A 26,353-nucleotide genomic window follows, 5' to 3' on the forward strand; every position below is an offset into this window, starting at 1 on the left:
ACTGAGCTACAACGGCATAGTTAACTAACAACTCATGACTGATAACTATTATAACTATAATGTGTCTTCCTTTTCGTTATAAGTTATGGGTCATGAGTTATTGGTTATTTGGAGCCGACTGTCAGAGTCGAACTGACAACCTACTGTTTACAAAACAGTTGCTCTGCCATTGAGCTAAGTCGGCATGCTTGGGTCGATCCCTTTTTCTTCATCCTGATCCTCGCTATCTTCTTTTCCCCTTCTTACGCCTTTTTTCATTTTTCCCAATATTTCAGTGAGTTTGTGCTTCGCCTTCTCATACGTCGGATCGATCTTGGTTATCTGGCGGAAGCACTCAATGGCGTCCTTGTAGTTCCTTCTCCGCGCATAGATTGTTCCAAGATGCCAATAGGCCTTCACATCGATCGGATTCTTCATGATCATCTTTATATATTCTTTTTCCTTGTTCGTCTTCCGCTCATCTCCCAAATTCTCAACAATATCTTCCGCATCCGCGTTTTTTTCATTGATCTCATTCACAGCCTCTGCAGTTTCAGGAACGATAGCAGTTCCGGGAACAATATCGGAAATTTTTTCAGAAACAATATTTGCCGATCCTTCCCGGATCTCCGGCTCTGCGCTGAAGACAGGCTCCTCCGGCTCGACCGCTTTCTTTTCCGGAACCTGCATGTCTGCATGCTTGTTTATATTCTTCCAATCGAATTTTCTCACTTTTCCAAAAGCCTTGTTCACACCGGCGGAAACGGCATTGCTTCCGGTTTTCACGTCATGCTCATCTTTCTCTTCATTATCATTGAACAGTTTTTCGATCTTCTCGACATTTTTCTCCCGAAGCTTATTAATGAGTGCAACGATCGTGTTGTCGAATTTCAAAAAATTAATTCTGGCCTTCCTTAACAGTTTTTCGAACCAGATCCAGAAAAGATCCATTTTTTTCTTGTATTCTTCCTTGCTGATCTTTTTCACCAGTCTTTCATAAAGATATTGGAACTTTTCCCTTTCCCTTTTTTCGACTTCATTATAATTCCCTGACCAAAAACCATCGCTTGCATCGTCTTTCAGCTTGGGAATATTCCTTCCCAGTATAACGATGATCACTCCGGACGCTATCATTATAATGACCTGTGGAATCAAGTCAAATTCCATATTTTTGTATTAGGTGATAGAACTATTTTTTTTGCTTTATTTTGCCGAGAGGAACTCTTTTTGCGCTTTTATCATCAAACATCGCCGTAACCTCTTCCTCGAGGATATGCCTGTCTTTCACGATCGCCTTCTTGCCTTCAACAATGATCTCCGTTCCGAGATCAGGCATCTTTGCCAGCGCTTTCCTGTATACATCGGATTCAAAACCGAGGCAGCATTTCAGCCTTCCACAAAGACCGGAAAGCCTTTCGCTTCCCCTCTGTCCCATCTGCTGGACCCTTGCGTCGTCGGTTGTCACGCTTTTCAGGCTTCCCGAAAATTTTATACAGCAAAGCTCTCTTCCGCATGCGCCGAATCCGCCCTTTCCCCTGGCTTCATCCCTGGATCCGATCTGCTGCAATCTGATCGATCTCTGGAAATTCTTTGAAAGTATCTTCACAAGATCGCGAAAATCCACTCTTTTTTCGGCTATGAAAGAAAAAACGATCTTTCCTCCGTCAAAACTGAAATGAGCATCCACGATCTTCATCGGAAGCGCTTTCTCTTTGACGAGATTCTTGCAGACGTTGATCGCTTCCTTGGCCTTTTCCCTGTTCCTGTTCAATGTTTCAACATCGACCGATGTCGCCTTTCTCACGATCTTCGGGATCTCAGGGGAATCGTCTTTAACATTCACCTCTTCGACCCTGCCCGCTTCGGAGCCCGATTCAAGGTTCAGGACAACGCTGTCGCCGACATCCAAACCCCAATTCCCGGAATCGCATACCATAGGACTTTCCCACGGAAATATTTTAACTTTTATCTTCATATTGAAAAAATCAGTTTTTGCTAATAATGGCTACTAGATCTCGAATTTTGTAAATCTTTTCACCTGGATATTCTCTCCGAACTTTGCGATCTTTTCGGTCACAAGCTCGCCCACCTTCTTCTCGGGATCCTTTACGAACGGCTGGGAAAGAAGGCACACCTCCTCGAGATATTTCTGCATCTTTCCTTCGATTATCCTTTCGATAACCTCTTTCGGCTTCTTCTCGTTCTTGGTCGCTTCTGCAAATTCCTCTCTCTTCTCCTTTACGAATGCGGGATCGACTTCTGCAGCGCTCACGTATTTCGGGCTTGCCGCAGCAATGTGCATAGCCAGGTCATGGACCAGGCTCCTGAACTCTTCGCCTCGCGCCACAAAATCACTCTCGCAATTGACTTCGATCAAAACGCCAAGTTTTCCGTTGCTGTGAATATATGACCCCACATACCCCTCGGCAGTTCCCCTTCCGACCTTCTTGTCGGCGATCTTGGAACCTCTTTTCCTGAGAACTTTTATGGCCGCGTCAAAATCGCCAGAGCTTTCCTCAAGGGCTTTTTTGCAATCAACCATGCCGGCGCCCGTGAAATCTCTCAGCTTTTTTACATCTTGTGCATTTATCATATATATTGATCTTAGGTTATTAGAACTATTTTTTTATCTTTGCTTTCCCTTCGATCACTGCCTCAGAGATGGCATTCACCACAAGTTCGATCGATCTCATGGCATCGTCATTCGAAGGAATGGGCTTTGCAATGAAAGTCGGATCGGTGTTCGTGTCGACAATTGCGACGATGGGAACCTTTCTCGCCTTCGCTTCGGCGACTGCCGTTTCTTCTTCTATGATATCCACAATGAAGATCGCCTCGGGGATCTTTTTCATATCCTTGATCCCGCCGTATTTGATGTCCATCCTTTTAATGTCTCTATTGATCTCAACGATCTCTTTTTTGGTGTATTTTTTCTCCAATTCTCCGGCCTGCTTCTGCTTGACAATGTCTTTATATCTTTCGACTCCCGGATAGATCTTGTCAAAGTTCGTGAATGTTCCGCCAAGCCATCTCTCATTTACATATGGCATGCCGCACTTTTCAGCAGCTTCTTTGACGATCTTCTTGGCCTGTCTCTTTGTACCCACAAACAAAATCACGCCTCCTTTTGCAGTAAGCTCTTTGACATATTCGACGCTCTCATCCAATTTCTGCTTCGTCTGCGCGAGGTCGATTATGTTTATCCCATTCCTTACGGTGTAGATGTATTCCGACATCTTCGGATGCCTCTTTGACTTTTTGTGGCCAAAGTGAACACCCGCTTTCAGCATATCCATCATGCTGATCTCTTCGTTCTTTTTAACGCTCATTGTGATTCCTTTCTTTTAGGCGGCGTATGATCCGGCTTTTTTTATTCCGGACAAAGCTATTCGCTTTTTCATCGTTCCGCCAGGTTTCGCCCTTCCGGGCATATTAGCTAATTAACAAACTATTCAAAGATTACACTTCGCTTTACGCTAGAAAACAGTATAACACAAAAATAAAATATGGCAATAGTTTGAAGAAAAAACAGCAGATCCGGGCCGCTCCCGGGAAAGGCCGCGAAAACTTGCCAAATATAAATTTCTCTGCTAGAATGTAAAAGCTTTAAAATATATTTAATTAAACATAAGAAGATCCAGAAAAATATGAAGAAAGATATTCATCCAAAATATGGCAAATGCATCGTGAAATGCGTATGCGGAAACACGTTCGAAACGAGATCATCTACGTCCGAGATCAATGTTGAAGTATGCGGCGCCTGCCATCCGACATATACGGGACAGAAAAAGATAGTCGATTCAACAGGGCGCGTCGACAGATTCAACAAGCTGCTCGGCCAGAAGAAAGGCAAGCTCCGATCGAAAAAGGAAAAGAGATCGGCAAAATCCATCAAAAAGATCGAAAAGAAAAGTATTGTGACCGATACCGCCACTGACAATAATTAGCGATTCATATCCAGACCTCATTTTTTTCTTCCGGCCCGGCCGGAGACGAAATGGGGTTTTTAGATAAAAACATTTATGATTGCAAAACTCGACGAACTGAAAAAAGAATATGAGGATATCACCGTGAAACTCAGCCAGAATGAGATCATTTCGGATACGCAAAAATTCAGAACCTTGAGCAAAAGACAGAACAAGCTTCGGACTGTCGTTGAGAAATACGACTACTATCTTATTCTGGAAAAGAATATCAAGGACAACAAGGGATTGATCGAAAGCGATGAAGACGAAGAAATGAGAGCAATGGCGCAGGAAGAGAATGAAAAGCTTGAAAAAGAGGCCGAAAAGCTGAAAAACGAACTTGAAGAAATGATCATTCCCAAAGATCCCAGGGATGAAAAAGATGTGATCGTCGAGATCCGCGCCGGAGCAGGCGGAGACGAAGCCGGGCTTTTTGCGGCGGAACTTTTCAAGATGTACGGAAAATTCGCGGAAAAGAACAAGTGGAAAACATATATCCTGAACTCGAATGTCTCATCCATCGGCGGATTCAAAGAGGTCATATTCGAAATAGACGGAGACGACGTTTTTGCGAAGATGAAGTATGAAAGCGGGGTCCATCGCGTACAGAGAGTTCCCGAAACCGAAAAGCAGGGACGCGTCCACACTTCGACCGCCACAGTGGCCGTGCTTCCGATCGCCGAAGAGGCCGACATCAAGATCAGGAATGAGGATCTGCGGATTGACACCTATTGTTCTTCCGGGCCGGGAGGACAAAGCGTGAATACGACCTATTCAGCCATCAGGATAACCCACGTTCCCACCGGACTTGTTGTCTGCTGCCAGGATGAAAAATCCCAGCTGAAAAACAGGGCGAAAGCGATGCAGATCCTGAGATCCAGGCTCCTGGCCGCAGAAGAAGAAAAACGGATGAAAGAAGAAAAAGATGCGAGAAAGAGCCAGATCGGCACCGGAGACCGGAGTGAAAAGATCAGGACCTATAATTATCCCCAAGACAGGATCACCGACCACAGGATCAAACAAAGCTGGCACGAGATCGGACATGTGCTCGAAGGAAATGTTGACGATATCATTGAAGCGCTGAAACAGGCCGATCTTGCCAAAAAAAGAGGAAAATGAGCCTTTTGAGATACACGCAGAAATGGCGCTAATTAGCGCTTTTTTGTTATACGGACCGAAATATACCGGCAGGTATTGACAAGTCTTACGTTTTGTGCTACAATGGCAAGTCAAAGCTGAAAAGCCGAGACCATAGACGTCAGCGATCAAAGCAGAATTTGGACATTGGTGTTCAAGATAAGCGCCGAAATTTAAGGCACTACGAGCTTAGCTCAGTGCAATGACAATAATTGTCACACCAGGCAAACTTTGTGAATGCCATCGCGAAAAAGGAAACTTTGATCATAGCTCACCACCTAAAAAAATAAAATCGTTTGTTCGAGAATTTGACATAGTTTGAGTTGAGAGAGAGAATAAAAAATCGTCCGATAGGGTCGGACGTCCGCCAAAAGGAGGAAAGATTTTAATGGAATTAAACAATTGAACACAAGGATAGGCTTCAGTCCCTGCTAAATAGCGGAGACAATCCGGGATAAGAACCTGGAGCAAAGAACCCTATCCTTTTCTCGTATCTAAAATTTTTTATCGATTTAAACAACAAGACATTTCAGTCTGTTTTTTTGTGCTTAATTTCTGGAACCATAAATAAAAAAAGCGATTCAATTAAACCGCAATTATTTTATTATATTTTGCGACAACAACGTCATCCCTCATTATAAATATATGAATGGCTTTTATTATATGAGGATCGAGATAATCCAGATCTTCTGCTGTCTCATATTTCAGACATAACTCATGGATTTCTGATATATTATTTATTAACCAGTTTATTTTTGTTTGTTTTAACCCATCTGACCATTTTGTTATTGAGATTACTCTTGCCGGACCTGCAGAATATTCGAGTCCAAAGCCCATAGAAATTTCTTTGACCAGTTTGACCAGTTCTTTTTTCATCCTAACAACTTCAGACTCTTTTCCTGCGTTTATTGATTTTATTTCCGCTATTCTTTCGTCTATATCCAATTTTTATGCCTCCATTTTTATATGGTAATGCAAGCGCGGTATTGCGTCAACTGATATTATGCCGCCCCATCGTCTCCCCCGGCGCAATACTGGAAATATCGTTTCGTTTTCAGCTCTGCAGAGGAGTGTTCCATCTCCTGATCGTTTCATAGATGCGATATAGAGCATTCTCATTTTTACTGTAATATCCCGGCACAAGCACTTCATCGATCCGCCTCAGGCCCAATGCCTCCAGGTCTTCTTTGTGTTTATCCAAAAGCCTTTTGGAACTTTCTCTCAAATGCATGCTGAGCAGCAACGACTCTCCGTCTTCCTTCAGCTTGACTTTTATTTTTCCGATCATTTCTTTCATTATCACCCAGCCCAGCCCCCGGCCCCGGACTTTTTGAGAGACGGCAATGTCCTCAAGATAGATGCACGGTTCGCCTTTATCCGTTTTATCTTCGACTCCGATCGCATATCCCAGCAATTCTTTCTCTCCGCCGTCCCCTTTTCCGACAAGAACAACAGAGTAATCAAAACCGTTCCCGCTCTCGATGTCATCTATCAGTCTTTTCCCCTGGATGAGTTCATCCTTCGCATATATCTCTTCTTCGAGCCTGATGATTTCGCCGAGATCTCCCCTGTCCAAAGACCTGGTCTCATGATCACTGAAATTATTATCTTTCATACTGAATCTGTAAAATTAATATTTAATTCCCGGCCATACGACCTTCATGGTCAGAGCACATCCTTCAACGCCACTCCCGTATATGATTCTTTGTATTTTGCGATTTGCTCGGGAGTTCCGGTCGCAACAACCCTTCCTCCCTCGTCGCCTCCCTCAGGCCCGAGATCGATGACATAGTCAGCGGATTTTATTACATCAAGATTGTGCTCTATGACAATGACCGTGTTTCCGCCGTTCACCAGGCGGTTCAGGTGCTTATTCAACATTCAATCAAATCTGCCATCAGAATCTAGAAATGCTATTGCTTATCGGTTATCTCATATATTTGATACAAAGCATCTTCACCTTCATTATAATAATCCGGAACCAGCGCTTCATCAACGAGCCTCAAACCCAATGTTTTTAAGTCTTCCTTATGCTTCTCAATCAATCGTTGGGAGCTTTCCCTCAAATGCATATCGAACAGTAATGGTTTTCCGCTTTTAGCAGCTTTATCTTTCAATTTTTCAATCATGTTTTTCATTATCTCCCAGCCAAAACCCTGACCTTGGGCCTTTGGAGAGACAACAATATCTTCAAGATAAACACAAGACTTCCCCTCATCGGTTTCATCTTCCACTCCGACTATATAACCCAGTACTTCTTTCTTGCCGCTACTTTCTTCGCCAGTGAGAATTAAAGAATAATCAAAACCATTACCATTTTCTATATCTACAATCAATTCCTCTCCCTGATTAAGATCTTCATTTCCATAAACTTCTTCTTCAAGTTTTAAAACATTATCTAGATCTTCCCTGGATAGAGACCTTGTTTTACAATTATTGAATCCAATCTTTGATTTGCTATTCCGTTTCTTTTTTTGCTCTTTCTCGTTTTGATTTTCCCAAATAATTTTTACTCCCGCCTCTTCAGCTTCAAGATAATAGCCACCCGGACGATTGTACTCACCAGTTTTTTTATAAGTCTTATCATCGGAGTCCATTTTTACAATCCCACTGGCAGAGGGAAGGTCATTATTCGCCTTGCCCATGACCAGCTTCTTGACACCTATGGATCTGGCATAATTCATCAAATATTCAAATAGTTTATCCGACAACTGCTCCGAATAATTCGTACTATAAAGAGTGTTTGATTCTATATTATCCACGACCAGAGCTGAATTGCCATCTTCGTCTGTGCCTATCCAGCACCATGCGGCCGTAACCGGTTCATTCTTAGCCTCATCCCAGATATTTACTATCTGTATACCCAGATCAGTCCCATAATCAGAAATAGTAGATTCTTTGGAATCGCCATAAAAGCCAGATTCAATCGAGATACAGCATGGAGAATAGTTTCCCTGATATAGGTCAACATCGGGATTTCTGGCCCAAGCAAATATGCTCATCGGACGACTTTCGAGCTTCTCCCTTTCCCTATCAGACCTCTCGGAAAAAAGATTGGCCAATGTGGAACTATCCGAATCGTAATGGTTGAATTGTTCGCCCAAACCTTCTTTTATTTCCTGCACCAGAGAAGAAGATCTCGCTTCCCCAAGGGCCACAGAAAGAATAGATCCGATATTTTCCCGAAAATCTTCTATCCTTTTTTCCAACAAACCGAATTTTTCCTTGAGATCATTTTTCGCCCTGGATAAAATTCGCTTTGCCTCCAGAAGGTCTCTGGCCGCAACAGTTTTATCCGAGGAGTATTCTTTGAATTTTTCTTCGGCTTTGATCACATTATCATGACTTTTGAATACGTCATTTTTTAATCTATCGAATGCATTAATATCCCCCATGATCTTGTCCCAAAGAGGAATTTCTTTTCGTTTTTTCATTTTTTCCTTGAGATTAGCAATCCCGGTTTCCATGCCTTTGGCCTTAACCTCATTGCCTTCTTTTATCGCTCTTGAAAGTTCGTTCTCCATTTTTTCCATAACTTCATTCATTTCATCATTGCCGCTATCCTGAAGTTTATGACCCATGAGATCCTCTTGATATTCCTTTATCACTTCCTTGACCCTATATGTATAGGTTGATATCGTTTCTTTTATTCTGTTAATGGGAGTGGCAACGGTCTCTGAAAAAGACAATTTACTGTTTCCTGAGTCCAGAGAAAAATATTCCGTTTCGGAATAGTTAAGCCACTTTTCAACATCGATACCGTTACTGGCTATTTTTTCCACTATTTTTCCATTGTTTTTGTAAGTCTTGAGGTTTTTTTGCATTGCGATCCTGAATTCGTTTGATTCAGGATCCATTTCGGGATTCTCAGACAATATTTCTTTTTTTGCCTCAAACATGAATTTGATATTGTCCTTTGAATCTTCGTCAAATTCAGGATATTTTACTAAAAGCTTAGAACCAAACCTAGGGTTTTCCGACACCGCTTCAATCAAAAAGGGATTATTTTTGATAGCATCGAGAGCCTGCTCGGGATTTTTTGCCAGAGAAAAAAGAGAAAAAGCGATATCCATTGACTTTAAAGCCTGCTCATAAAAAACGGGCGTGGTATCTTTAATTCTGTTAAGCATTTTTTTCACAACGGGATCTCTGTCGACCAGTTCACTGGGAGTAATATTGATTTTAAATTTATCCATCGCAAGATAGGCATTGTCAGTCTCTCCGTTATACAAATACTCCACCAATGCCTCCTTCAACACATTCTGGATATTGGGCTTAGAAAATAATTCCGCCGACAAATGGAACCGTTCGACAATATCGACAGCGCTTTCAATGAAACAGAAATAATCCCGTCCGTTATTATTTTCATCTGACCGATATTCAAGCAATTCGTTCAGCGCGAACTCCGCAGCGCGCTTTTGAATTTCCGGATCATTGATAGTATCTTCCAAAACTGGATAATTATCAATTAAGTTTATGATTCGGGATGTATCTCTGTCATCTATAAATGAATCAATAACTTTCTTAAACATATCCTGCATCGCTTTCGGCGGTATCGGAAATTTGTCATCAATTTCTTTGGCAAATTGTTCATGGTCACGATCCAACAGACAATCGCCTAAAGCTTTTCTGACAGAGTATTGGATCTCGTCCGGCGCAAGAGAGAAAGTGTGTTTAACTTTTTCAGCATCATCGAACCTGCCATCGCACAAACACATACACAAGGCTTCTTTGGCAGACGATTTCACTTCCGAACTGTAAATTGTCTCTGGCTTTACTGAAAATTTTTCTATGATTTGTGAAATGTGACTAACACATCCGTATTCCAGGTCGCTTGTTATCACATTTTTAACCTGGTTTTGTAACTTGGCGTTTGAAATCATCTCGTTTGAGATGTTGAACCTTTCTATTATTTCATCCGCATAGTTTAAATATTCCTCATCTTTCTGCGGATTATAATAGGAAGATAAACAGGCAATTATCGCTTTCATGCCAACCTCCTGAACGGTTTGTGCGGATAATGAAAAATCCTCCTGTATTTTTAGAGCATATTCGATGTAGTGGCCATATTCTCCGGAATCGTAATAACTAAGAAGACATTCTGTAAATGCGTCTTTTGCAGATTTGGCAACTTGCTCAGCGGTCAAAATAAATTTGTTTTGGAATTCTAAAGCATTTTTAAATAACCCTCTCGACAACTCCAAAGACATCCCTTCACAGGCAGCTTCTCGTTCTTCAAGGCCTGATAATATTTCATCGGGCAAAGAAAATTCTTCCTTTATGGCCAATGCATCCTGCAAATCTCCAGACCGAAGACTTTGGATTATCTTTTGCTGCGCGTCCCGCTGCTCCGGAGTGAAATTAAGCTCTTCTTTCAACATTTTAACATCGATAGGATTTCCGGCCTTTTCTTGTTCCGTCCTCTTGTCTGTCACTGCAATCCTCCCAATTTGACTTTCAAAATTTTGTTCTTTCATATTACTTTGAATAATTAGAACTTGTCCCTGGCTACTGCCTTATTTTATCAAAAAAAACGGTTATTTGCTATTACTATGCCGATTATGCGTCTAGAATCCCTTTCAACGCCACTCCCGTATATGATTCTTTGTATTTTGCGATTTGCTCGGGAGTTCCGGTCGCAACAACCCTTCCTCCCTCGTCGCCTCCCTCAGGCCCGAGATCGATGACATAGTCAGCGGATTTTATTACATCAAGATTGTGCTCTATGACAATGACCGTGTTTCCGCCGTTCACCAGGCGGTTCAGGACGTCGAGCAATTTTTTTATGTCGTCAAAATGCAGTCCCGTCGTCGGTTCATCCAAAATATACAGAGTTTTTCCCGTTGCGCGCCTCGCGAGTTCGGTGGCAAGCTTTATCCTTTGCGCTTCACCGCCGGATAGGGTTGTCGCCGCCTGTCCGAGATGGATATATCCGAGACCCACGTCTTTCAGAACTTCGAGCGCGTCGGAGATCTGCGGAATATCCTTGAAAAAAACTGAAGCGTCGGCGACCGTCATATCCAGAACTTCAGCGATGTTCTTGCCTTTATATTTCACTTTCAGGGTTTCCTGATTGTATCTGGTTCCGTCGCAAACCTCGCACGGAAGATATACATCCGGCAGAAATTGCATTTCAACCTGGATCAGCCCCTCGCCCTTGCAAACCTCGCAACGCCCTCCCGGCACATTGAAGCTGAACCTTCCCGGCTGATAGCCGCGGGCCCTGGCATCCTGAGTAAGCGTGAATATCTCCCTGATGGGCGTGAAAAGTCCCGTATATGTCGCAGGGTTGCTCCTGGGCGTACGCCCGATCGGAGACTGGTCGATCTGGATGATCTTGTCTATATTGTCGATGCCCTCGATCTTCCCGTGCTTTCCGGGCTTCTGCATAAGGTGATGCAGCTTCCTTGCAACGGATTTATAAAGAACCTCATTGACCAGGCTCGACTTTCCCGACCCGGAAACTCCGGTCACGCAAGTGAGGACCTTCATTGGAAAGCTGACATCAATGTTCTTGAGATTGTTTTCCGTCGCCTTGTATACCGTAATGAAATTCTTTCCGATCTTCCTTCTTGATGTTGGAGCCTCGATCTTCTTCCTGCCCGAAAGATAGTCTCCGGTTATCGACTCCTTGTTCTTCAGGATCCCTTCATATGATCCCGAATAAACGATCCTCCCGCCGTTCTTTCCTGCGCCGGGCCCGATATCCACAAGATGATCCGCCTCCCTCATCGTTTCCTCGTCGTGCTCGATGACGATCAGAGTGTTCCCGAGATCGCGAAGATGCTTCAGTGTTGCCAGAAGTTTTTTGTTGTCCCTCGCATGAAGGCCGATCGACGGTTCATCAAGAACATAAAGGACTCCTACAAGAGCGGACCCTATCTGGGAAGCAAGCCTTATCCTTTGCGCCTCTCCGCCGGCAAGGGTCATTCCGCTCCGGTCCAGCGTGAGATAGTTCAAACCGACATCAACCAAAAAACCAAGCCTGTTCTTTATTTCCGTGACCACTTTCCCGACCGTCATCTGCTCCCGCTTTGAAAGATCGAGATTGCCGAAATATGAAAGAGATTCAGTGATGGACATCGCCGAAACTTGCGCAATGTTCTTTCCTTTGACCTTCACCGAAAGAGCTTCTTTTTTCAGCCTGGCCCCGCCGCATTTTTTGCACGGGCTGGTGTTCATATATTTTTCTATTTCCTTCCGCCACGATTGGGATTCCGTCTTAAAATATCTTCTTTCCAGGTCTTTTATAAGACCCCCAAAGCGCAGATTAAAGGCACGGGTTCCCTGTTTCGTATAATACATGACTTCGATCGTTTCTTCTTCCTTGCCGCCGAAAAGTATCGTATCCAACTTCTCTTTCGGAAGATCTTTCAGCCTCGTGTTCTGCGATATCCTCAATTTCTGCGCCACTGAATTCAAAAGAGATCCATAGAAATTATTCTCTTTGTAGCTCCACGGCAGGATCCCTCCTTCGCTTATTGTTTTTTCAAGATCAGGCATGACGAGCTTGGGATCGATCTCCATCTTGCTTCCGATCCCGTTGCATTCTTCGCAGGCGCCATATGGGCTGTTGAACGAAAAAAGACGCGGCGCGATCTCGCAAAAAGCGATCCCGCAATCAACACAAGAAAGATCCTTGTTCATCGTCAGCTCCTCTTTGTCATATGCAACCCTGACCAGGCCCTCTGAAAGGCCCACGGCCTGCTCTGTGGCTTCGAATATCCTGCTTATATTCTTCTCGCTTATCTTCAATTCATCCACAAGAACTTCAATATCATGCATCTTATATCTTTCCAGATTCGTTTTTTCATCCAGCTTTACGAGCTTCCCGTCGATCCTGGCCTTTGAATATCCCCTTTTATACATCTCATTCAAAAGCTGGAGATATTCCCCTTTCTTCCCGCGCACGATCGGCGAAAATATTCTGATATTTTTTCCTTCTCCTATCTCCAGGATCCTGTCCGCCATCTGCTCGATTGAAAGCGCCGTTATCGGCTTGCCGCAATTGATACAATGAGGAACGCCGATCTTCGCAAAGAAAAGGCGCATATAATCATATATTTCGGTTATGGTCCCGACAGTGGACCTCGGGTTGTGGGATGCGGCCTTCTGGCTTATAGAGATCGTCGGAGAAAGCCCTTCAATATAATCAACATCGGGTTTTTCCATCTGCCCCAGAAATTGCCGCGCATAGCTGGAAAGGCTCTCGAGATACCTCCTCTGTCCTTCCGCAAAGATCGTATCAAAAGCCAGCGTGGATTTTCCGGATCCCGATATGCCTGTAAAAACTATGAATTTGTCCCGCGGAAGTTCAAGGTCTATGTTCTTGAGATTATGTTCCCGGGCGCCTTTTATGATTATCTTTTTCATATATGGATTATAGCAGATTTTTTTGATAGCTCCACCATCTTACTCCGGATGAAGGCCTATGTCCAGGCATAGAGCCGGTCCGCCCGATGAAAAACGGATAAATGGTTCTGGCTTTCCGAGGTTTTCCTCAAGAAAAAAACCCACTTATATTGAAATGGGCTTATCAGTAGGACTTATATACACTCAGAAGCTCTGAACCGGCAAGCGAATCCATAATGCCTTTTACTTCCGGAATATTATGCGATTCGGGCAATATGTCCAAGGACCCCACTTCAAATTCAGGGCCGAGATATTCAGGAACATTTTCCTTGCTTATCACCAGTATCCTGTCGCCCGAAAATTCGCATGTTATGGTTTCCTGGTTCATGAGAGCTCTTATTTCGTGCAATCTCGCTACCAGTTGTTTGAATGTCTTTTTTTCTTCTGTCTTTTGTTCATTTTCCATTTACAGAAAACCTCCATACGCTAAATATTATCCATATCCGGCAAAAAAGTCAAACGACATCCGGAGTTCTTTGCTTTTTCCCCCGGATGTAATATAGTTACTGTATGTCACGATAACAAATTCACCCAAAACCATGGCTTTCAGTCCTGAAATCAACATGAGTGCAAATCCCGCAGAAAACAAGCCGCCTACCGACCCCTTGGCTGCATATAAAAAAGATTTTGAAAATAGAGCGAAAGAAACAGAAAAAAAGAAATCTGATTTTCTCGCATCCAAAGGATACGAACTTATGAATACGGATCTTACAAAGATCGAGATCCCGGATCTTGGAAAACGGCTGCTTGATGAGATCGAAAATGTAAAGAAAAGATTCCAGGAAAGAGAAACTAGCCGTGGAAATTACGGAAAGCTCAAGGAGATAAGCATGCATGATTCCAGATGGCTCAGCAATATGGTCGATTTTATCAAGGAAAATAGCGATAAATCCGAGATCATAAAAAAATTCTGATGCGAATACGAAATAAAATTCAAAGGAATGCCCGACGAAAAGGGGCATAATTATGGCAATGAATGCAGAAATTCTATAATAGGAACCGTTGCAACAGAAAAAGTCCTAGAAAAAGAGTTTGGGTTCAAGATCGACCCCGGAGATCCCGAAAAAGATATCAACTATAAGATCGATGCGGTAACCGAGACGAAAGACAAGAATGGCAGGAAAGTTTTTATCGCCATACAATATTTTTCAAAAAACTGGGAAAACCTGCTTCCGATAGACAAGGTTTTCCTTTCCGAAAACGGCATGGTGCAGCTGTTCAGCGAGGAAGACCTGAATAAAGAATGGCGGGGCTATGCGCAAACCGAATTTGCAAAAGATATGGAAGAAAAAATACAAAAAACAAAGAACGGATGCATTAATTTCATCAGAGATCACGAGAAAAAACTTGGTGATGCAAAATTCATGCTAATGCTCGCAACTATGCCGGTCGGCTCTGAGCACAAACGGCCCATTGTGGACGAAACCGGCGAGCTCGTCAACAAGAATAAAAAAGAGCATTTTTGCAGGCAGTTCAAAGACGAATTCGACGGAAAGGTAAACGGAAAGAAATTTCTGGACAATTGATATGAAATTTTATACGCGTTTTGAATGAACATACACCAGGATTTGCAGGAATGACACAAATATATCAAAACAAGAAAACGGCTATTTGTCACATTTCTATCACACAAAAACCATCGCTATCTACCCGCCCGACTATCCGCCTCCGGCGAAACTTGCAGACAGGCGCACACACCGGCTGACGCCGGTGGTTTTTTGTTATAAAAAAATCCTTACAGCGATATTGTTGATAGTAATATCACCGTAAGGAGCAAATAGTTAAGGCATTGTCTTAACTATTTCAGTAAATTCACTGAGTTGTTTATCGATTTGGATAAGATATGGCCTGGCAGAATCCTCCCCAAACGTGTTTTCTAACTGTGCATATTGTAAATATGTAGTTTTGAACTCACTTGATAATCTCTTTCCATCTTCTTTGGATTTTATTCCACTTTTAAGATATTCATCGATTTTAGCCATATGCCCCCTTAATTCAAATTCATTTTGGGACATCGGAATGCCGCTTTTCAGATTATTTATATGCTCTCCCTCGTGAGCAATGGTGCCTCGGATCGTATCGGGATATTCCATGGCTTTGGAGCTTATTCTCATCCCATCAAGCGAACCGGCTCTCCAATCAATAAAATACCATTTTAACCATTTTGGAATAGGCAGGGAGATTTTTAATTTAGACTCGGTCTTACCAAAAACCACATTACCATACTCGTCTGCTCCAAGATCTTGCGCATATTTGACGAAACCGTTCTCATAACCATACTCTTTTCCTATAGTATTCAAAAGGTTTTGTCCTGATTCGTCTGTTTGTTTCTCCTTCCATATCTTGAAGAGATTTTCAACCTCAGTATCATGCGCTCCGCCCAGTATTTTTCTTTCAATTCCAGGCATGGGCAGCTTGCCGACAGCCATGCCGGTGGCCAATTTACTCATAAGACGAGCTGCGGCCTTACGCAAGTCTTTTATGGAAATTTTCCTAGAAGACTTTGCGGCAACCGCTTCTAAAACTTTTTCTCCGGCCTTCTCAAATGATATTACATTGACATCCGGCATAGTGTATATCATTCCCTCCAAAACGGTTATTCCCAATCCGGGAATAGTTTTGGACAGGAAAGTCTCATTTGCAACCATAACTTCTATGCTCTCCAGATCGAGAATTGCTTCTTTTCCCGTTTCCGGACTGAATCCTTTGGCGTAGTTATACTTTGTCCATGATTCTCCAATTTCAAATTTGGACAAATGCCACTGGATAACCTTGCCATCTTGCATCAATCTGGAGTCGGAATTCTCTCCGAAATAATACACATCAGGGTAGGCTTCGAATAATGTCCAGGTACCGTCTTTATATTCCTTTGACACTTTCCAGGAGCCTTCTGCCAAATCTCTGGTTATTTCCAGTTTAACCTTAACCTCTCCAAAGCATTCTTTGGTGTGCCATCCTGAATTATCGCGGGCAATAATACAACTTATCCCCGGAAGTATTAAATTATAATCACTCCCGTTAGAGTAAATCCGATAAGCCGGAGGAGTTTTGAATAACTCGCTTTCATCCATCATTGGTTCTGGTGTTGATTCCGGCGTTGGTGTCGGTGTTAATATGGAAACCAACCTTACATTCGTTGGTATGTTATTGTACTCCCATCTGCCGGTATAAAAATTGTTATGGCCGTATGGAGTATCCTTGGTCGGACCATCGCACGTATTCACTCCGGTATTATAGTCATTCCAGCATTTTGTTCCTGCAAGATTGTCACCGACTAAAATCGGAGTTGGTGTTAATGTTGGTTTTGGTGTTAATACGGAAACCAACCTTACATTCGTTGGTATGTTATTATACTCCCATCTGCCGTTATAGAAGTTGTTGTGGCCGTATGGAGTATCCTTGGTCGGACCATCGCACGTATTCACTCCGGTATTATAGTCATTCCAGCATTTTGTTCTTGCAAGATTGTCGTTAACTGAGATCGGAGTTGATGTTGATGTTGGTGTTTGTGATAATTCCGGCATTGGTGTTGATACAGGAACTATTATTACCATGGAAGTTGGTTCTGGTACTGGTATTTGCGTCACTGTCGGCGTTGGTGTCAGTTCCGGAGTTGGTGTTATCGCTTGTATTGGTTCTGGTGTAGGCACTGCCTTCAACCACACTATCGCTGGAGACAATGTGTCATAATCTATTGTCCGTGATTCTGAAATATACCCAGGTTTATCAAAAAACAAAGTTCTGCTTTCACCTGGATTTAATGTTATTTCATTACACGGCGCCAAACACATACTACCTTCGGAATAACTAACTATTGCATCCGTCGGATATATTTTTAGCTTTATAATTCCCGATGACCCCGATGATGGAGTATCGGCTGCCACTGGAGTGACAAAAATATCTGCGCTGTGCTCAGTTATACTTCCAACTCCAACATAAGCATTTATCGGCTCAGCAAATTTCGTATCTCCTTCTGAAATGACATAAGAAACAGTATAAGCTTCTCCAATCACTTCCAGTATTACGCTATGCGGCATATTCACAAAATCAACACTTGTTAATTTTATATTATATCCGTCTGGATATCCGTCTCCAATATTTACAAAAGTTGCTTCTGCGCTTGGCACGAACACCAAGGCTAACACGAATATGGCTAAAAATGCCATTCCTAATTTTTTATTCATACTTACTACCTCACTGTATTTTCTTCTCCTATGATTGCAAAAGAATGCCTTCAAAACATGCTTCTGCATTTTCTTCATCATCGATTCCGGCACACGCCTGTATGCATACCATTTTATTTCTATTTTTTATCTATAAATATTTTCACTCTTCCCACCTATTTTAAGGTACATTCCATCTCCATTGACCTGGTGTCAGGCCAACGAAACATATTAGCACAAGTTTCAATTCCGTCAATAACTCCGGATTTATAAAAAAAACACCTGGCTTAACACCGGGAGTATATGTTTGGCAGGATGCGCCCGCTACTCCAGAAGAGATGGCTGATTAGAATCAGTCCCGGGCGCTTCTTGGTTTCCGATGTGATTCCTGACCTGTTCTTTGTTTGTGTCTATGGGACTGCGTGTTTGTTTGTCATTCCGAACTTGCTTGCCTCGCCGAAGCTTTAGCGAAGGACGGGCTTGCCTCTGCCGGCAGTCGCTCAAGGAGAGATCCGGAATCTTCGACATTTATCGTTCTTGCTTAACTATATCGCTCGCTTTATGAGTTGACCTTGATTATCAGATATCCCGCAAAAAAAAGAAACACCTGTATTATCAGAGCATTGAATTGCAGAAAATACGAAGCTAATTTTTCTCTTGAATATGCATAATAACCCAGCGATGTATTGAAAATAAATACGATCATCCCGACCGTCGGCAGGAGAAAGATCTTCGAGTAATTTCCCATGTAATCGGGCCCGAACAAGAGATCGTAGTGCAGCGTGATGGGATAATCACCCTTGATCCTGCTGTTCAGAAGAAATATCCATATGGCGAGATTGGAAATAGCGCTGAAGAAAATGATCGTCGTGATAACGCCGTCTTTCCAATATGGTTTCAGAAGCAATAATTTTATGCCGCTAAAAACGAGCTTACTGAATATAAGCGCTCTTCTTTGATATATTTTCAAAAAACTTTCCTTTGGTTCCTGCATTTTTTTTATTAATATTTAACCCTGGACCGCATTCAATGAAACAAAAGCCAGAAGATATCCGATTATGGAAAATAACGCGATAAACGGAAGAGCCGGAATGGGCTTTCTTTCTTTCTGCATAGTGAAATAAAGATGATCCGCCAAAAAACCCGCCGAGGCTCCCAAAATTATCGAAAAAAAGAAAATATCTCCAAGCTTCATAGATGAAACAGCAAAGAAGACCGGAAGCGCCAGATCTCCCGTTCCGAGAAATATGAAATCATTATGATTCTCGCGCTTTATCGCGCTGAATTTTTCAAGCCAGACATTGAGGCCCCTTGGAATGACCAAGGCAAGTATCGCTCCCCTTTCAGCCATGCCCTTGAAAAGCTTTACCATGTGGCGAGTCTTATAGACAGCGATTATATCATATGCGGAGAGAATTACCAGCAACACCGCCGCCATAAGCGGTTCTATGCTCATGCCGAGGCTCGCCGATATTCCGGAAATTCCGAGTATTATGGCGAAATTCTGCGTCCATATCCGGGGATATTTGAATCTTAAAATGACAATTCCCACGGCAATGGCAAATGCCTCCAGCTTCCCGAACAGGATCCCAAGCGGACCCTGCGCGCCAAAAATTATCGCCGCAGAAAAAAACACCTCGAAAAGAAGCCTGCCCTTGAAAAACTCAAGAAAAGCAAGCATCATAGCCGTTGCGATCAAAAATGAGACCAGGAACTGGAATATGTCGATCTCGGCAGCCTTATAGGGCGGCACTTCATTCTCTGCAGGCGGCATATATACGGACTGGACCGGATCCGGCGTGTAGGCCACTCTTCCGGTCGTCATGCTCGTTGCCGTCGAGAAAGAAAGCAGCGCTATGATCCAGAAAGAAACTACGGCCTGAAAAAAATAGTTCAGTTTTAAGTTTTTTATATTTGCCATTCGGTTTTTTATTTTTTTATTTCGATATCTTGAATTTGGACCTAAAACCGCGATTTCGCATTGCAGCAAGAGCCCGAAAACTGCTCGAGGTCCTGAATCCGGTCTTTCCCCTTGAACATCTTTTTGATGAATGATTCTTCATAAAAGTTCCTGCATTTATCTTCTCCAGACCGATCTTTCCAGAGAGCGGCAAGTAGAAAAACAAATGTGTTTTGAATTAAAAAATTAAAATTAAAAATGCAAAATGACAATGTAAAATGCAAAATATCCCATTCATTTTAAATTTTGATCTGTCATTTTTATTTTTGATATTTTCATTTTGCATTAATTTCGATGTTGCTCATCCGGCTGAATTCCGCGAAATCCTATTGCGATAAAAATACCATATTTTTCAGATTCAGTCCGCAAAGTTCTGCACAAAAATCATCCCGCGCGAACCCGCATCCAGAACTCCGATCCCTATGCGATGGAACAACGGATGCAATATGTTTTTTCTGTGACCCTCGCTGTTCATCAGACCCTGATGCGCGGAAAGAAGGTCTTTGGAATAAGCAAGATTCTCGCCGGAAAAATTGAACTGAACCCCTCCTTCTTTCATTCTGTCAGCCGGCTTTTCACCCGAAAGGTTCGTGTGCGAAAAGTATCCGTTCTCAAACATATCCCCGGCATGGTCTCTTGCGACATCGCTCAGCTTTTCGTCGACCACATATTCATCCAGGCCATTGGCCTTCCTTTCATTGTTGACGAGATTGAACATGCCGCTTTCGTCCGTTTTGCTTATTTTATAATCCGAGGTGGAAAATCCCAGATCCACTTTTTTGTCAGTCTCGTTCTCCTCGATCGTCAGAAAGCTCAGAACATCCATCGTAGAGCTCAGAACCCCTCCGAATATCCTCTTAACACTTTCATTTACGCCGAGAGGATTCATGCTCACGATCTTTCCCGTGTCTGAATTACGAAATTCCTTGTCGATAAAATACGGTAAAGAAAAAGAAAAAGCTATTGAAAACATGAGTATGACCACGACAATTCCATATGCCAGCGACGTGATGCCTCCGGCGGCCTTATTCAGCGAAGAATCTCCCGCCTTGATGATCCTTCCCGACATCAACATCTTTATGATCAATATCAGCAATATCTTGAAAATAAACATATTCGAAAAAAAGCCGGAGACATTCGCGTATGTTTCATCGATCCCGAAATTGCTCACAAGATAATTTGCGCTATATTCATAGGTATAAAAAGCAAGCGCCAAAGAAAGCAGGAAACAAATCAAATTGACGAGGATCAGAAACAATCCTTTTCTCACTCCCCTTACAAAATGCATTACAAGATAGACAAGCACTATGTAATCTATCCAAACCATCATCTGTATCCGGTTATGGTTAATCTTCAGTATTATTTTAGCACAAAAAAACGACCTTATGAAGCCCGCTTTTATTATATTCGCATAATTTTATTTGTATCTGAACCTGTCTATGACGGAATAGGCCACATTATCCGAATGGTCGCCTATCCTTTCCAAATTTCCAAGGATCTCCGCGAAATAATTCCCGCCTTCCACGGAACAGATCCCGTTCTTTACTCTTTCAATGTGATTGCTCAAGGACCTCTTAACGATCTCATCGACCTTATTCTCATGTTTCATGATCTCATTCGCAAGCTCAAGATTATTTTCTTCCAGAGATTTTATGATCAAGTTCTGCATCATTTTCAATTTTCCGAAGATGGCCATCAGTTCGTTCATCGCTTTTTCAGAAAAAACCATATTCCTCTCCTTGAGCCTGGCGATAGTTTCACAAAGCACGAGTATGTGATCAGACATGTGCTCTATGTCCGTCAGGATGTGCATTAAACTATAAAGCTTCAGAGAGTCTATCTTTGTAAGATTCTGTTCCGACACCCTCATGGTATATTCCGATATATTTCCGGTCAGTTCATCTATTTCATCCTCTTCGGTCCGGACCTTATTCAAAAGCTCGATTCTTTCTTCAAAAAGCATCGATTTTGCGCTTTCCAGCATTTCGTAGGTTATTTTTGCCATATTTACCACGGCCTTATTGACTTGCTCCAGAGCTATGGACGGAGTATATATCAGCCTCTTGTCCAGGATCGAAACCCCGGTCTTGGCCGCCGTGTCGTGTGGCATATATTTTTCCGCTATCTTCACGGCTAATGGAACGAGCGGCATGAACAGCAACGTGCTAATGATATTATAGATAGTATGCGCATTGGCGATCTCCATTCCGACATTCTGCGACGTCATTGTCACCAAGAGATAATAATATTTGAAGAACAGGATAAAAATAGTAAGTCCGAAAAAATTAAATATGAGATGGATGAAGGAAAGCGTCGGCGAGAACCTTTTTCCCTTCAGGGCAAGAAAAACTATCTTCAAGCTCGCTCCAAGGTTTACCCCCAAGATCAGAAACAGTCCCGTTCTGACGTCTATGATATCCGCACTTGCAAGAGAAAGGACAAGCACCGAAGAAGCGCTCGCGCTTTGTATGATAAAAGTGAATAAGGCGGCCACGAAAACCGCGAACGGATCGTTGAAATTCAGAGAGTTATATATCACCTGAGAATACGGGCTTCGAAGAAGCAGTTCTGTTCCGTTCAATATGAAATCCATTCCCAAGAACAAAAGCCCCAGTCCGATCGAAGCCTTGCCCAGGCTCCTGTAAACGCGGTTCGTGAAATATGAGAAAAAGATGAATCCGACGGATAGCACCGGCATTGCAAATATTCCGACCCTGAGAGCCGCCAGCTGTACGGTTATGGTTCCTCCTATATTCGATCCGAGCATGACAGGAACGGCATTTCCAAGACTCATTACGCCGGCACCTATGAAGCCGATCAGCATCATGGCAATAGTGCCGCTGCTCTGGATGATCGCTGTCACGCCGGTACCCGCGATGACTCCGGAAACCGGATTCTTCCCGTAACCCTTCACTATCCGCTCAAGCCTGGAACCGAGAACTCTCTGCAGATTGGCGCCAAGAAGATGAATTCCATAAAGAAGGATCGATAATCCCCCCAATATTTCTATGAATATTCTATAGTCGCTTGCAAGCATATTTTATCATTATAGATACTTCATAATAATAATTCTTTTGGATTTTATGTAAAGTGCACAATAGGTGCATAAAATCCGCGCTTATTTGATCGAATTTCTTATCTTTCTCATGAGCTCGAGATAGAAATTCAAGTTATGTATCGTGGCAAGCCTATAGGCCAAGAGCTCTTTTGAAACGAAAAGATGCCTCAAATACGCCCTTGAATAATTCTTGCACGTAAAACATCCGCAATTTTTATCGATCGGACTGTTATCAACTTTGAATTTGCTGTTTGTTATTCTTAATATCTCATAAAATTCTCCCGGGGACCGAGAAATTTTGATTTTTGATTTTTGATTTTTAAATTTATATAATGTTCCGTGCCTGGCGTTCCTTGACGGAATAACGCAATCGAACATATCTATGCCTCTTGCGACCGAACCGATTATTTCCTCGGGTTTTCCGACACCCATAAGATAGCGCGGCCTGTCTTCGGGCAAAAGGTGGGCTGTCCAATCGACAACGCCAAACATTTTTTCGCTCGGTTCTCCGACCGAAACTCCGCCGATCGCATATCCGTCGAAATTCAGTTCTAGCAATTGCTTTGCCGATTTTTCACGTAAATCCTTATATGTGCCACCTTGAACTATGCAGAATAGCAACGGTGACAGTTTTTTATTTTTTAATTTTAAGTTGTGATTTTGATCTTTGATCTTTGATCTTTGATCTTCAAAGTAATTTAAGCATCTTTTCGCCCAACGCGTGGTCATTTCCAAAGACTTCTCAATATATTCTTTCGTAGCCGGATATGGCGCGCATTCGTCGAGCACCATAATAATATCGCTTCCGAGATTCAGCTGGATATCGACCGATTTTTCCGGGGTCAGCATATGGTAGGATCCGTCTATATGCGATCGGAACCTGACCCCCTTTTCGGTTATTTCCCTTATATCCGAAAGAGAGAACACTTGATAGCCGCCGCTATCCGTCAATATCGGTTTTTGCCAATTCATAAATCCATGCAAACCCCCGAGCTTTTTTATTATCTTGTCGCCCGGCCTGAGATAGAGATGATAAGTGTTCCCGAGGATAATATCGGCGTCCAATTTTTCCATCTCAATACTGTCGAGCGATTTTATGCTGGCGCATGTCGCGATCGGCATAAAACACGGGGTCTGGATCGTTCCGTGCCCCGTTCTCAATTTTCCCAATCTTGCAAAAGAATTCTTGTCTTTTTTTATAAGCTTGAATGCCATCAGTATTGATCTTAATTATTCAGCCAAAGGCGCCGGTCCATCGACTACATCAAGACTTCCATCGACTGCAGCCACAACTCCTTCCTCAAGGCCTATGCTGTCATCGTCGGGAAGGTCCGAAGCTATTTCTCCTTCGACATTCGAAATACCACTCAAAGTGAAATCATCATATCCTGAAACAGTAACTTTGTCCACAACCATAATAGTATTGCCTGTATCTGCTGCTTCCGGTGTCACGCCGACCTGGAAAACGACTTCTTTTGCAGGAGACGATATGCCCATATTGGCTTCGATCTTCGGGATCACCCAGACAACCTCCCTTGTTGTCGGATCATAATAGAAATCCTCTTTCTCAATTTTTGACATTGCCCTGCTTATCCTATATCGGCTTGCTTCTCCATAATAAGGCAATGCTGCGTTCCAGGGAACCTGGCAAAAATAATCATGCCCCTTGTATTGCTCGTTCTCCGTGATAATACATTTTCCCTTCTCGTTCATGGCGCCATCGCCATAGCTGAATTCCAGTTCATCGCCAACAACAAAACCTGCAGGAAGTCCGACAGCTTTCTCATTTATATTTATATGAACGGTGTTATCATACCAGGAATAGGACACTCCGAGACGATTCTCCAGCAGGCCTCCGTTTATCGCGCTTATAGTCTCAGGATCAATGCTTTGCGCCGAACTCGAACCGTTGCTCCCGTCTCCCAGGGAAATTTTTCCGTCGGATGCTATGTAATTCCCCGTCCACCTCGCCTTGACGGGAAGAACTGTCGAAACTTTGACATTGGACACATCATTGAAAAGATTGCTCAGATTCCAATGGACCGTATAGGTCGTTTCTTCGCCGGCCTCCGGCGGGATCAATCCGGAATTGGGGATCCTCTGGTCGTCATTAAAGAATGCGGTCTGTTTCAGGACAGGGAACGCTTTTATTTTCACTTCGGACATATTCGTTGCGATCGTTTTTCCGATCTCGCTCGAACCGGAATTGAAATTGAAATTCTTAATGGAAACCGTGTTCCTTATCATGAAATTCTTATCGCCGGAATTTCCGATCTTGAAAATATCATTAACCTTGACCTTGAAACTGACCTCATCCTCTTCTCCCGCACCGAGCGCAGCCAGCTTCGGAACATTGAATGCGCTCCATGTGATCTTGCTCTTTCCATCGAATGATCCCAATTTGACGCTCATGGAGGCAAGATCCACATTTCCCTGAAGTTCTCCGTTTATTATCAGGCCCTTGATCTCCGCGTCGCTTATATTCTTGAATTTTATCTTATATTCAAGCTCACTGTTCTTGTTTGCCGAATAATTGCTCTCGCCGTTAACGGTCTGAGAGATCACGATGGGTATTTCGCCTATTTTCACCGACGCTTCCGCGCTGCCATAATCAAACATGACATTGTTCTCAGAAACGGAAAGAAGCGCTTCGATCTTTTTTTCTTCGTCTTTTTCGCCCTTGAGATTTCCCTTTATAACGATATTCCCCTCGGAATTCGCGTCAATATTGTTTATGTCCCAAATGAGAGTGTTGCCCTTAATTTCGCTCGTTCCCGGTTCGGACGTTTTGTATTCAAATCCGTCAGGAAGAAGGGCCTTGATCTTTATGGCGGAAAATTTTCTCGCGCTGACGTTCTTATATTGCATGGCATATTCGATCTCGTCTCCGCTGTTTATCGATTCTTTTGATTTCACGGAAAAGTCGAAAGGTATCGACGTTATCCTGACGGAGGCTTCCGCACGCGATCTGTATTCATAATTAATATTTGAAGGTTTGTATGTCATTTCCAGAACAAATTTGTGTTCGCTGTCTTTTTTCCCTATAAGCTTGCCGAAAAGTTTGATCTTTCCGGATCCCTGTTCGGAAACTTTTCCTAAATTCCAGGAAAGAACGGATTTTTTTTCTGCTGAACCGGGATCGCTTGATCCCAGAACGAATCCCGGTGGAATGGAAAGGTCTATGTTGGCTCCGGCGAGATCCACCTCATTAAGATTTTCATAATTGATTTCCATGCTTAATTCTTCTCCGCTGGAAATTTCTCCGGAAGATTTCATTGATACGACCACCTGCTTTTCATCGAAGGAATTCTGGCCTTTATTATAGGAATAGTATGCCAATGCAATAAGACCGACAAAAAAAATAAAAGCAACTATCGCGGCAATTTTTTTTGTGTTGCGGTTTTTCTTCGGGCTTTCCGGAAATATATCTTCAACGTCGCGAGATGCTCCCCTTTTTCCGGTATTCCCCAGATAGTTTTTGATATTTTCTTCCGTCTGTTTGTTTATTATGCTTTCCGGCATACTGCTTTGTTTCTTATTTATACATTTACTATACAATAACCACAGTCGAAAGTCAAAATATGCGCCGTAAGCAAAATCAACCCCATTAATAAGCTTTATACGGCAGGTCTATCCGGTTTTTTCGCATAATACTTTTCCGTGATCCGACTTTGAAAAA

22 protein-coding genes, 1 tRNA gene and 1 pseudogene are annotated in these 26,353 nt (G+C 42.8%); 4 read left to right on the plus strand and 20 right to left on the minus strand.

Annotated elements, in window-relative coordinates; all coding sequences use genetic code 11:
• Nucleotides 1-109: 109 nt before the first annotated feature.
• The 5 genes from WC788_04625 to rpsB form a co-directional block, all read right to left on the minus strand.
• A tRNA-Thr gene (locus WC788_04625) sits at nucleotides 110-184 on the minus strand.
• A complete protein-coding gene (locus WC788_04630; GenBank protein MFA6096882.1) occupies nucleotides 175-1,146 on the minus strand; it encodes a tetratricopeptide repeat protein in 972 nt (323 codons plus the stop codon). Before WC788_04630 ends, WC788_04625 begins: the two co-directional genes overlap by 10 nt.
• A 22-nt stretch (nucleotides 1,147-1,168) precedes the next feature.
• On the minus strand, nucleotides 1,169-1,954 hold the full coding sequence (gene ricT, locus WC788_04635) for a regulatory iron-sulfur-containing complex subunit RicT (protein ID MFA6096883.1): 786 nt from the start codon (nucleotides 1,952-1,954) through the stop codon (nucleotides 1,169-1,171).
• 33 nt (nucleotides 1,955-1,987) lie between these two features.
• Entirely contained in the window at nucleotides 1,988-2,572 is a 585-nt protein-coding gene (tsf, locus tag WC788_04640; protein ID MFA6096884.1) for a translation elongation factor Ts, read from the minus strand.
• A gap of 25 nt (nucleotides 2,573-2,597) precedes the next feature.
• Nucleotides 2,598-3,308 (minus strand): 30S ribosomal protein S2, encoded by a 711-nt coding sequence (gene rpsB, locus WC788_04645; protein MFA6096885.1) that lies wholly within the window; start codon nucleotides 3,306-3,308, stop codon nucleotides 2,598-2,600.
• A gap of 318 nt (nucleotides 3,309-3,626) precedes the next feature.
• Here rpsB and rpmE point away from each other — a divergent pair, with 318 nt between their 5' ends.
• Nucleotides 3,627-3,926: a 50S ribosomal protein L31 gene (gene rpmE / locus WC788_04650; protein ID MFA6096886.1), complete on the plus strand. Its 300-nt coding sequence runs from the start codon at nucleotides 3,627-3,629 to the stop codon at nucleotides 3,924-3,926.
• Nucleotides 3,927-4,001: 75 nt separating this feature from the next.
• Nucleotides 4,002-5,063, plus strand: coding sequence for a peptide chain release factor 1 (gene prfA / locus WC788_04655; protein MFA6096887.1), 1,062 nt, complete (start codon nucleotides 4,002-4,004; stop codon nucleotides 5,061-5,063).
• A gap of 603 nt (nucleotides 5,064-5,666) precedes the next feature.
• On the opposite strand, the gene WC788_04660 is transcribed toward prfA, so the two are convergent.
• The 7 genes and pseudogenes from WC788_04660 to WC788_04690 form a co-directional block, all read right to left on the minus strand.
• A complete protein-coding gene (locus WC788_04660; GenBank protein ID MFA6096888.1) occupies nucleotides 5,667-6,026 on the minus strand; it encodes a hypothetical protein in 360 nt (119 codons plus the stop codon).
• A 109-nt stretch (nucleotides 6,027-6,135) separates the two neighbouring features.
• Nucleotides 6,136-6,696: a GNAT family N-acetyltransferase gene (locus tag WC788_04665; GenBank protein MFA6096889.1), complete on the minus strand. Its 561-nt coding sequence runs from the start codon at nucleotides 6,694-6,696 to the stop codon at nucleotides 6,136-6,138.
• 50 nt (nucleotides 6,697-6,746) lie between these two features.
• Nucleotides 6,747-6,941, minus strand: a pseudogene (locus tag WC788_04670) (hypothetical protein).
• 53 nt (nucleotides 6,942-6,994) lie between these two features.
• Nucleotides 6,995-10,558, minus strand: coding sequence for a GNAT family N-acetyltransferase (locus tag WC788_04675; GenBank protein ID MFA6096890.1), 3,564 nt, complete (start codon nucleotides 10,556-10,558; stop codon nucleotides 6,995-6,997).
• An 82-nt stretch (nucleotides 10,559-10,640) separates the two neighbouring features.
• Nucleotides 10,641-13,454, minus strand: coding sequence for an excinuclease ABC subunit UvrA (gene uvrA, locus WC788_04680; protein MFA6096891.1), 2,814 nt, complete (start codon nucleotides 13,452-13,454; stop codon nucleotides 10,641-10,643).
• A gap of 163 nt (nucleotides 13,455-13,617) precedes the next feature.
• Complete coding sequence (locus WC788_04685; protein MFA6096892.1) at nucleotides 13,618-13,899, minus strand: hypothetical protein; 282 nt, start codon at nucleotides 13,897-13,899, stop codon at nucleotides 13,618-13,620.
• Between the two features lie 27 nt (nucleotides 13,900-13,926).
• A complete protein-coding gene (locus WC788_04690; GenBank protein MFA6096893.1) occupies nucleotides 13,927-14,058 on the minus strand; it encodes a hypothetical protein in 132 nt (43 codons plus the stop codon).
• Between WC788_04690 and WC788_04695 the strand changes: the two genes are divergently transcribed.
• The gene (locus tag WC788_04695; GenBank protein ID MFA6096894.1) at nucleotides 14,057-14,407 is read left to right on the plus strand and encodes a hypothetical protein; all 351 of its coding nucleotides are present in this window, start codon (nucleotides 14,057-14,059) and stop codon (nucleotides 14,405-14,407) included. The two genes, WC788_04690 and WC788_04695, sit on opposite strands and share 2 nt — an antisense overlap.
• 27 nt (nucleotides 14,408-14,434) lie before the next feature.
• On the plus strand, nucleotides 14,435-15,019 hold the full coding sequence (locus WC788_04700; protein MFA6096895.1) for a hypothetical protein: 585 nt from the start codon (nucleotides 14,435-14,437) through the stop codon (nucleotides 15,017-15,019).
• Nucleotides 15,020-15,274: 255 nt separating this feature from the next.
• Here WC788_04700 and WC788_04705 read toward each other — a convergent pair whose 3' ends face one another.
• From WC788_04705 to WC788_04740, 8 genes are all read right to left on the minus strand, one after another.
• On the minus strand, nucleotides 15,275-17,677 hold the full coding sequence (locus WC788_04705) for a hypothetical protein (GenBank protein ID MFA6096896.1): 2,403 nt from the start codon (nucleotides 17,675-17,677) through the stop codon (nucleotides 15,275-15,277).
• A 303-nt stretch (nucleotides 17,678-17,980) separates the two neighbouring features.
• Nucleotides 17,981-18,184, minus strand: a complete 204-nt coding sequence (locus tag WC788_04710; protein MFA6096897.1) for a hypothetical protein — start codon at nucleotides 18,182-18,184, stop codon at nucleotides 17,981-17,983.
• A 31-nt stretch (nucleotides 18,185-18,215) separates the two neighbouring features.
• Entirely contained in the window at nucleotides 18,216-18,650 is a 435-nt protein-coding gene (locus WC788_04715; GenBank protein ID MFA6096898.1) for a hypothetical protein, read from the minus strand.
• 15 nt (nucleotides 18,651-18,665) lie between these two features.
• On the minus strand, nucleotides 18,666-19,577 hold the full coding sequence (locus tag WC788_04720; GenBank protein MFA6096899.1) for a presenilin family intramembrane aspartyl protease: 912 nt from the start codon (nucleotides 19,575-19,577) through the stop codon (nucleotides 18,666-18,668).
• A gap of 397 nt (nucleotides 19,578-19,974) precedes the next feature.
• Complete coding sequence (locus WC788_04725; GenBank protein ID MFA6096900.1) at nucleotides 19,975-20,946, minus strand: CvpA family protein; 972 nt, start codon at nucleotides 20,944-20,946, stop codon at nucleotides 19,975-19,977.
• 87 nt (nucleotides 20,947-21,033) lie between these two features.
• A complete protein-coding gene (locus WC788_04730) occupies nucleotides 21,034-22,653 on the minus strand; it encodes a Na/Pi cotransporter family protein (protein ID MFA6096901.1) in 1,620 nt (539 codons plus the stop codon).
• A gap of 81 nt (nucleotides 22,654-22,734) precedes the next feature.
• Nucleotides 22,735-23,889: a tRNA guanosine(34) transglycosylase Tgt gene (tgt, locus tag WC788_04735; GenBank protein ID MFA6096902.1), complete on the minus strand. Its 1,155-nt coding sequence runs from the start codon at nucleotides 23,887-23,889 to the stop codon at nucleotides 22,735-22,737.
• A gap of 15 nt (nucleotides 23,890-23,904) precedes the next feature.
• On the minus strand, nucleotides 23,905-26,196 hold the full coding sequence (locus WC788_04740; GenBank protein ID MFA6096903.1) for a hypothetical protein: 2,292 nt from the start codon (nucleotides 26,194-26,196) through the stop codon (nucleotides 23,905-23,907).
• Nucleotides 26,197-26,353: the final 157 nt, after the last annotated feature.

It is taken from the genome of Candidatus Paceibacterota bacterium, from assembly GCA_041661265.1.
Classification (GTDB): domain Bacteria; phylum Patescibacteriota; class Minisyncoccia; order JAHIHE01; family JAGLIN01; genus JBAZUT01.

What these genes read in the sequence shown, in the direction of transcription:
- WC788_04630 (MFA6096882.1), bottom strand. Translation starts at nt 1,146, where the DNA reads ATGGAATTTGACTTGATTCCACAGGTCATTATAATGATAGCGTCCGGA.
- ricT (MFA6096883.1), bottom strand. Translation starts at nt 1,954, where the DNA reads ATGAAGATAAAAGTTAAAATATTTCCGTGGGAAAGTCCTATGGTATGC.
- tsf (MFA6096884.1), bottom strand. Translation starts at nt 2,572, where the DNA reads ATGATAAATGCACAAGATGTAAAAAAGCTGAGAGATTTCACGGGCGCC.
- rpsB (MFA6096885.1), bottom strand. Translation starts at nt 3,308, where the DNA reads ATGAGCGTTAAAAAGAACGAAGAGATCAGCATGATGGATATGCTGAAA.
- rpmE (MFA6096886.1), top strand. Translation starts at nt 3,627, where the DNA reads ATGAAGAAAGATATTCATCCAAAATATGGCAAATGCATCGTGAAATGC.
- prfA (MFA6096887.1), top strand. Translation starts at nt 4,002, where the DNA reads ATGATTGCAAAACTCGACGAACTGAAAAAAGAATATGAGGATATCACC.
- WC788_04665 (MFA6096889.1), bottom strand. Translation starts at nt 6,696, where the DNA reads ATGAAAGATAATAATTTCAGTGATCATGAGACCAGGTCTTTGGACAGG.
- WC788_04675 (MFA6096890.1), bottom strand. Translation starts at nt 10,558, where the DNA reads ATGAAAGAACAAAATTTTGAAAGTCAAATTGGGAGGATTGCAGTGACA.
- uvrA (MFA6096891.1), bottom strand. Translation starts at nt 13,454, where the DNA reads ATGAAAAAGATAATCATAAAAGGCGCCCGGGAACATAATCTCAAGAAC.
- WC788_04685 (MFA6096892.1), bottom strand. Translation starts at nt 13,899, where the DNA reads ATGGAAAATGAACAAAAGACAGAAGAAAAAAAGACATTCAAACAACTG.
- WC788_04695 (MFA6096894.1), top strand. Translation starts at nt 14,057, where the DNA reads ATGAGTGCAAATCCCGCAGAAAACAAGCCGCCTACCGACCCCTTGGCT.
- WC788_04690 (MFA6096893.1), bottom strand. Translation starts at nt 14,058, where the DNA reads ATGTTGATTTCAGGACTGAAAGCCATGGTTTTGGGTGAATTTGTTATC.
- WC788_04700 (MFA6096895.1), top strand. Translation starts at nt 14,435, where the DNA reads ATGCCCGACGAAAAGGGGCATAATTATGGCAATGAATGCAGAAATTCT.
- WC788_04705 (MFA6096896.1), bottom strand. Translation starts at nt 17,677, where the DNA reads ATGAATAAAAAATTAGGAATGGCATTTTTAGCCATATTCGTGTTAGCC.
- WC788_04710 (MFA6096897.1), bottom strand. Translation starts at nt 18,184, where the DNA reads ATGTCGAAGATTCCGGATCTCTCCTTGAGCGACTGCCGGCAGAGGCAA.
- WC788_04715 (MFA6096898.1), bottom strand. Translation starts at nt 18,650, where the DNA reads ATGCAGGAACCAAAGGAAAGTTTTTTGAAAATATATCAAAGAAGAGCG.
- WC788_04720 (MFA6096899.1), bottom strand. Translation starts at nt 19,577, where the DNA reads ATGGCAAATATAAAAAACTTAAAACTGAACTATTTTTTTCAGGCCGTA.
- WC788_04725 (MFA6096900.1), bottom strand. Translation starts at nt 20,946, where the DNA reads ATGATGGTTTGGATAGATTACATAGTGCTTGTCTATCTTGTAATGCAT.
- WC788_04730 (MFA6096901.1), bottom strand. Translation starts at nt 22,653, where the DNA reads ATGCTTGCAAGCGACTATAGAATATTCATAGAAATATTGGGGGGATTA.
- tgt (MFA6096902.1), bottom strand. Translation starts at nt 23,889, where the DNA reads ATGGCATTCAAGCTTATAAAAAAAGACAAGAATTCTTTTGCAAGATTG.
- WC788_04740 (MFA6096903.1), bottom strand. Translation starts at nt 26,196, where the DNA reads ATGCCGGAAAGCATAATAAACAAACAGACGGAAGAAAATATCAAAAAC.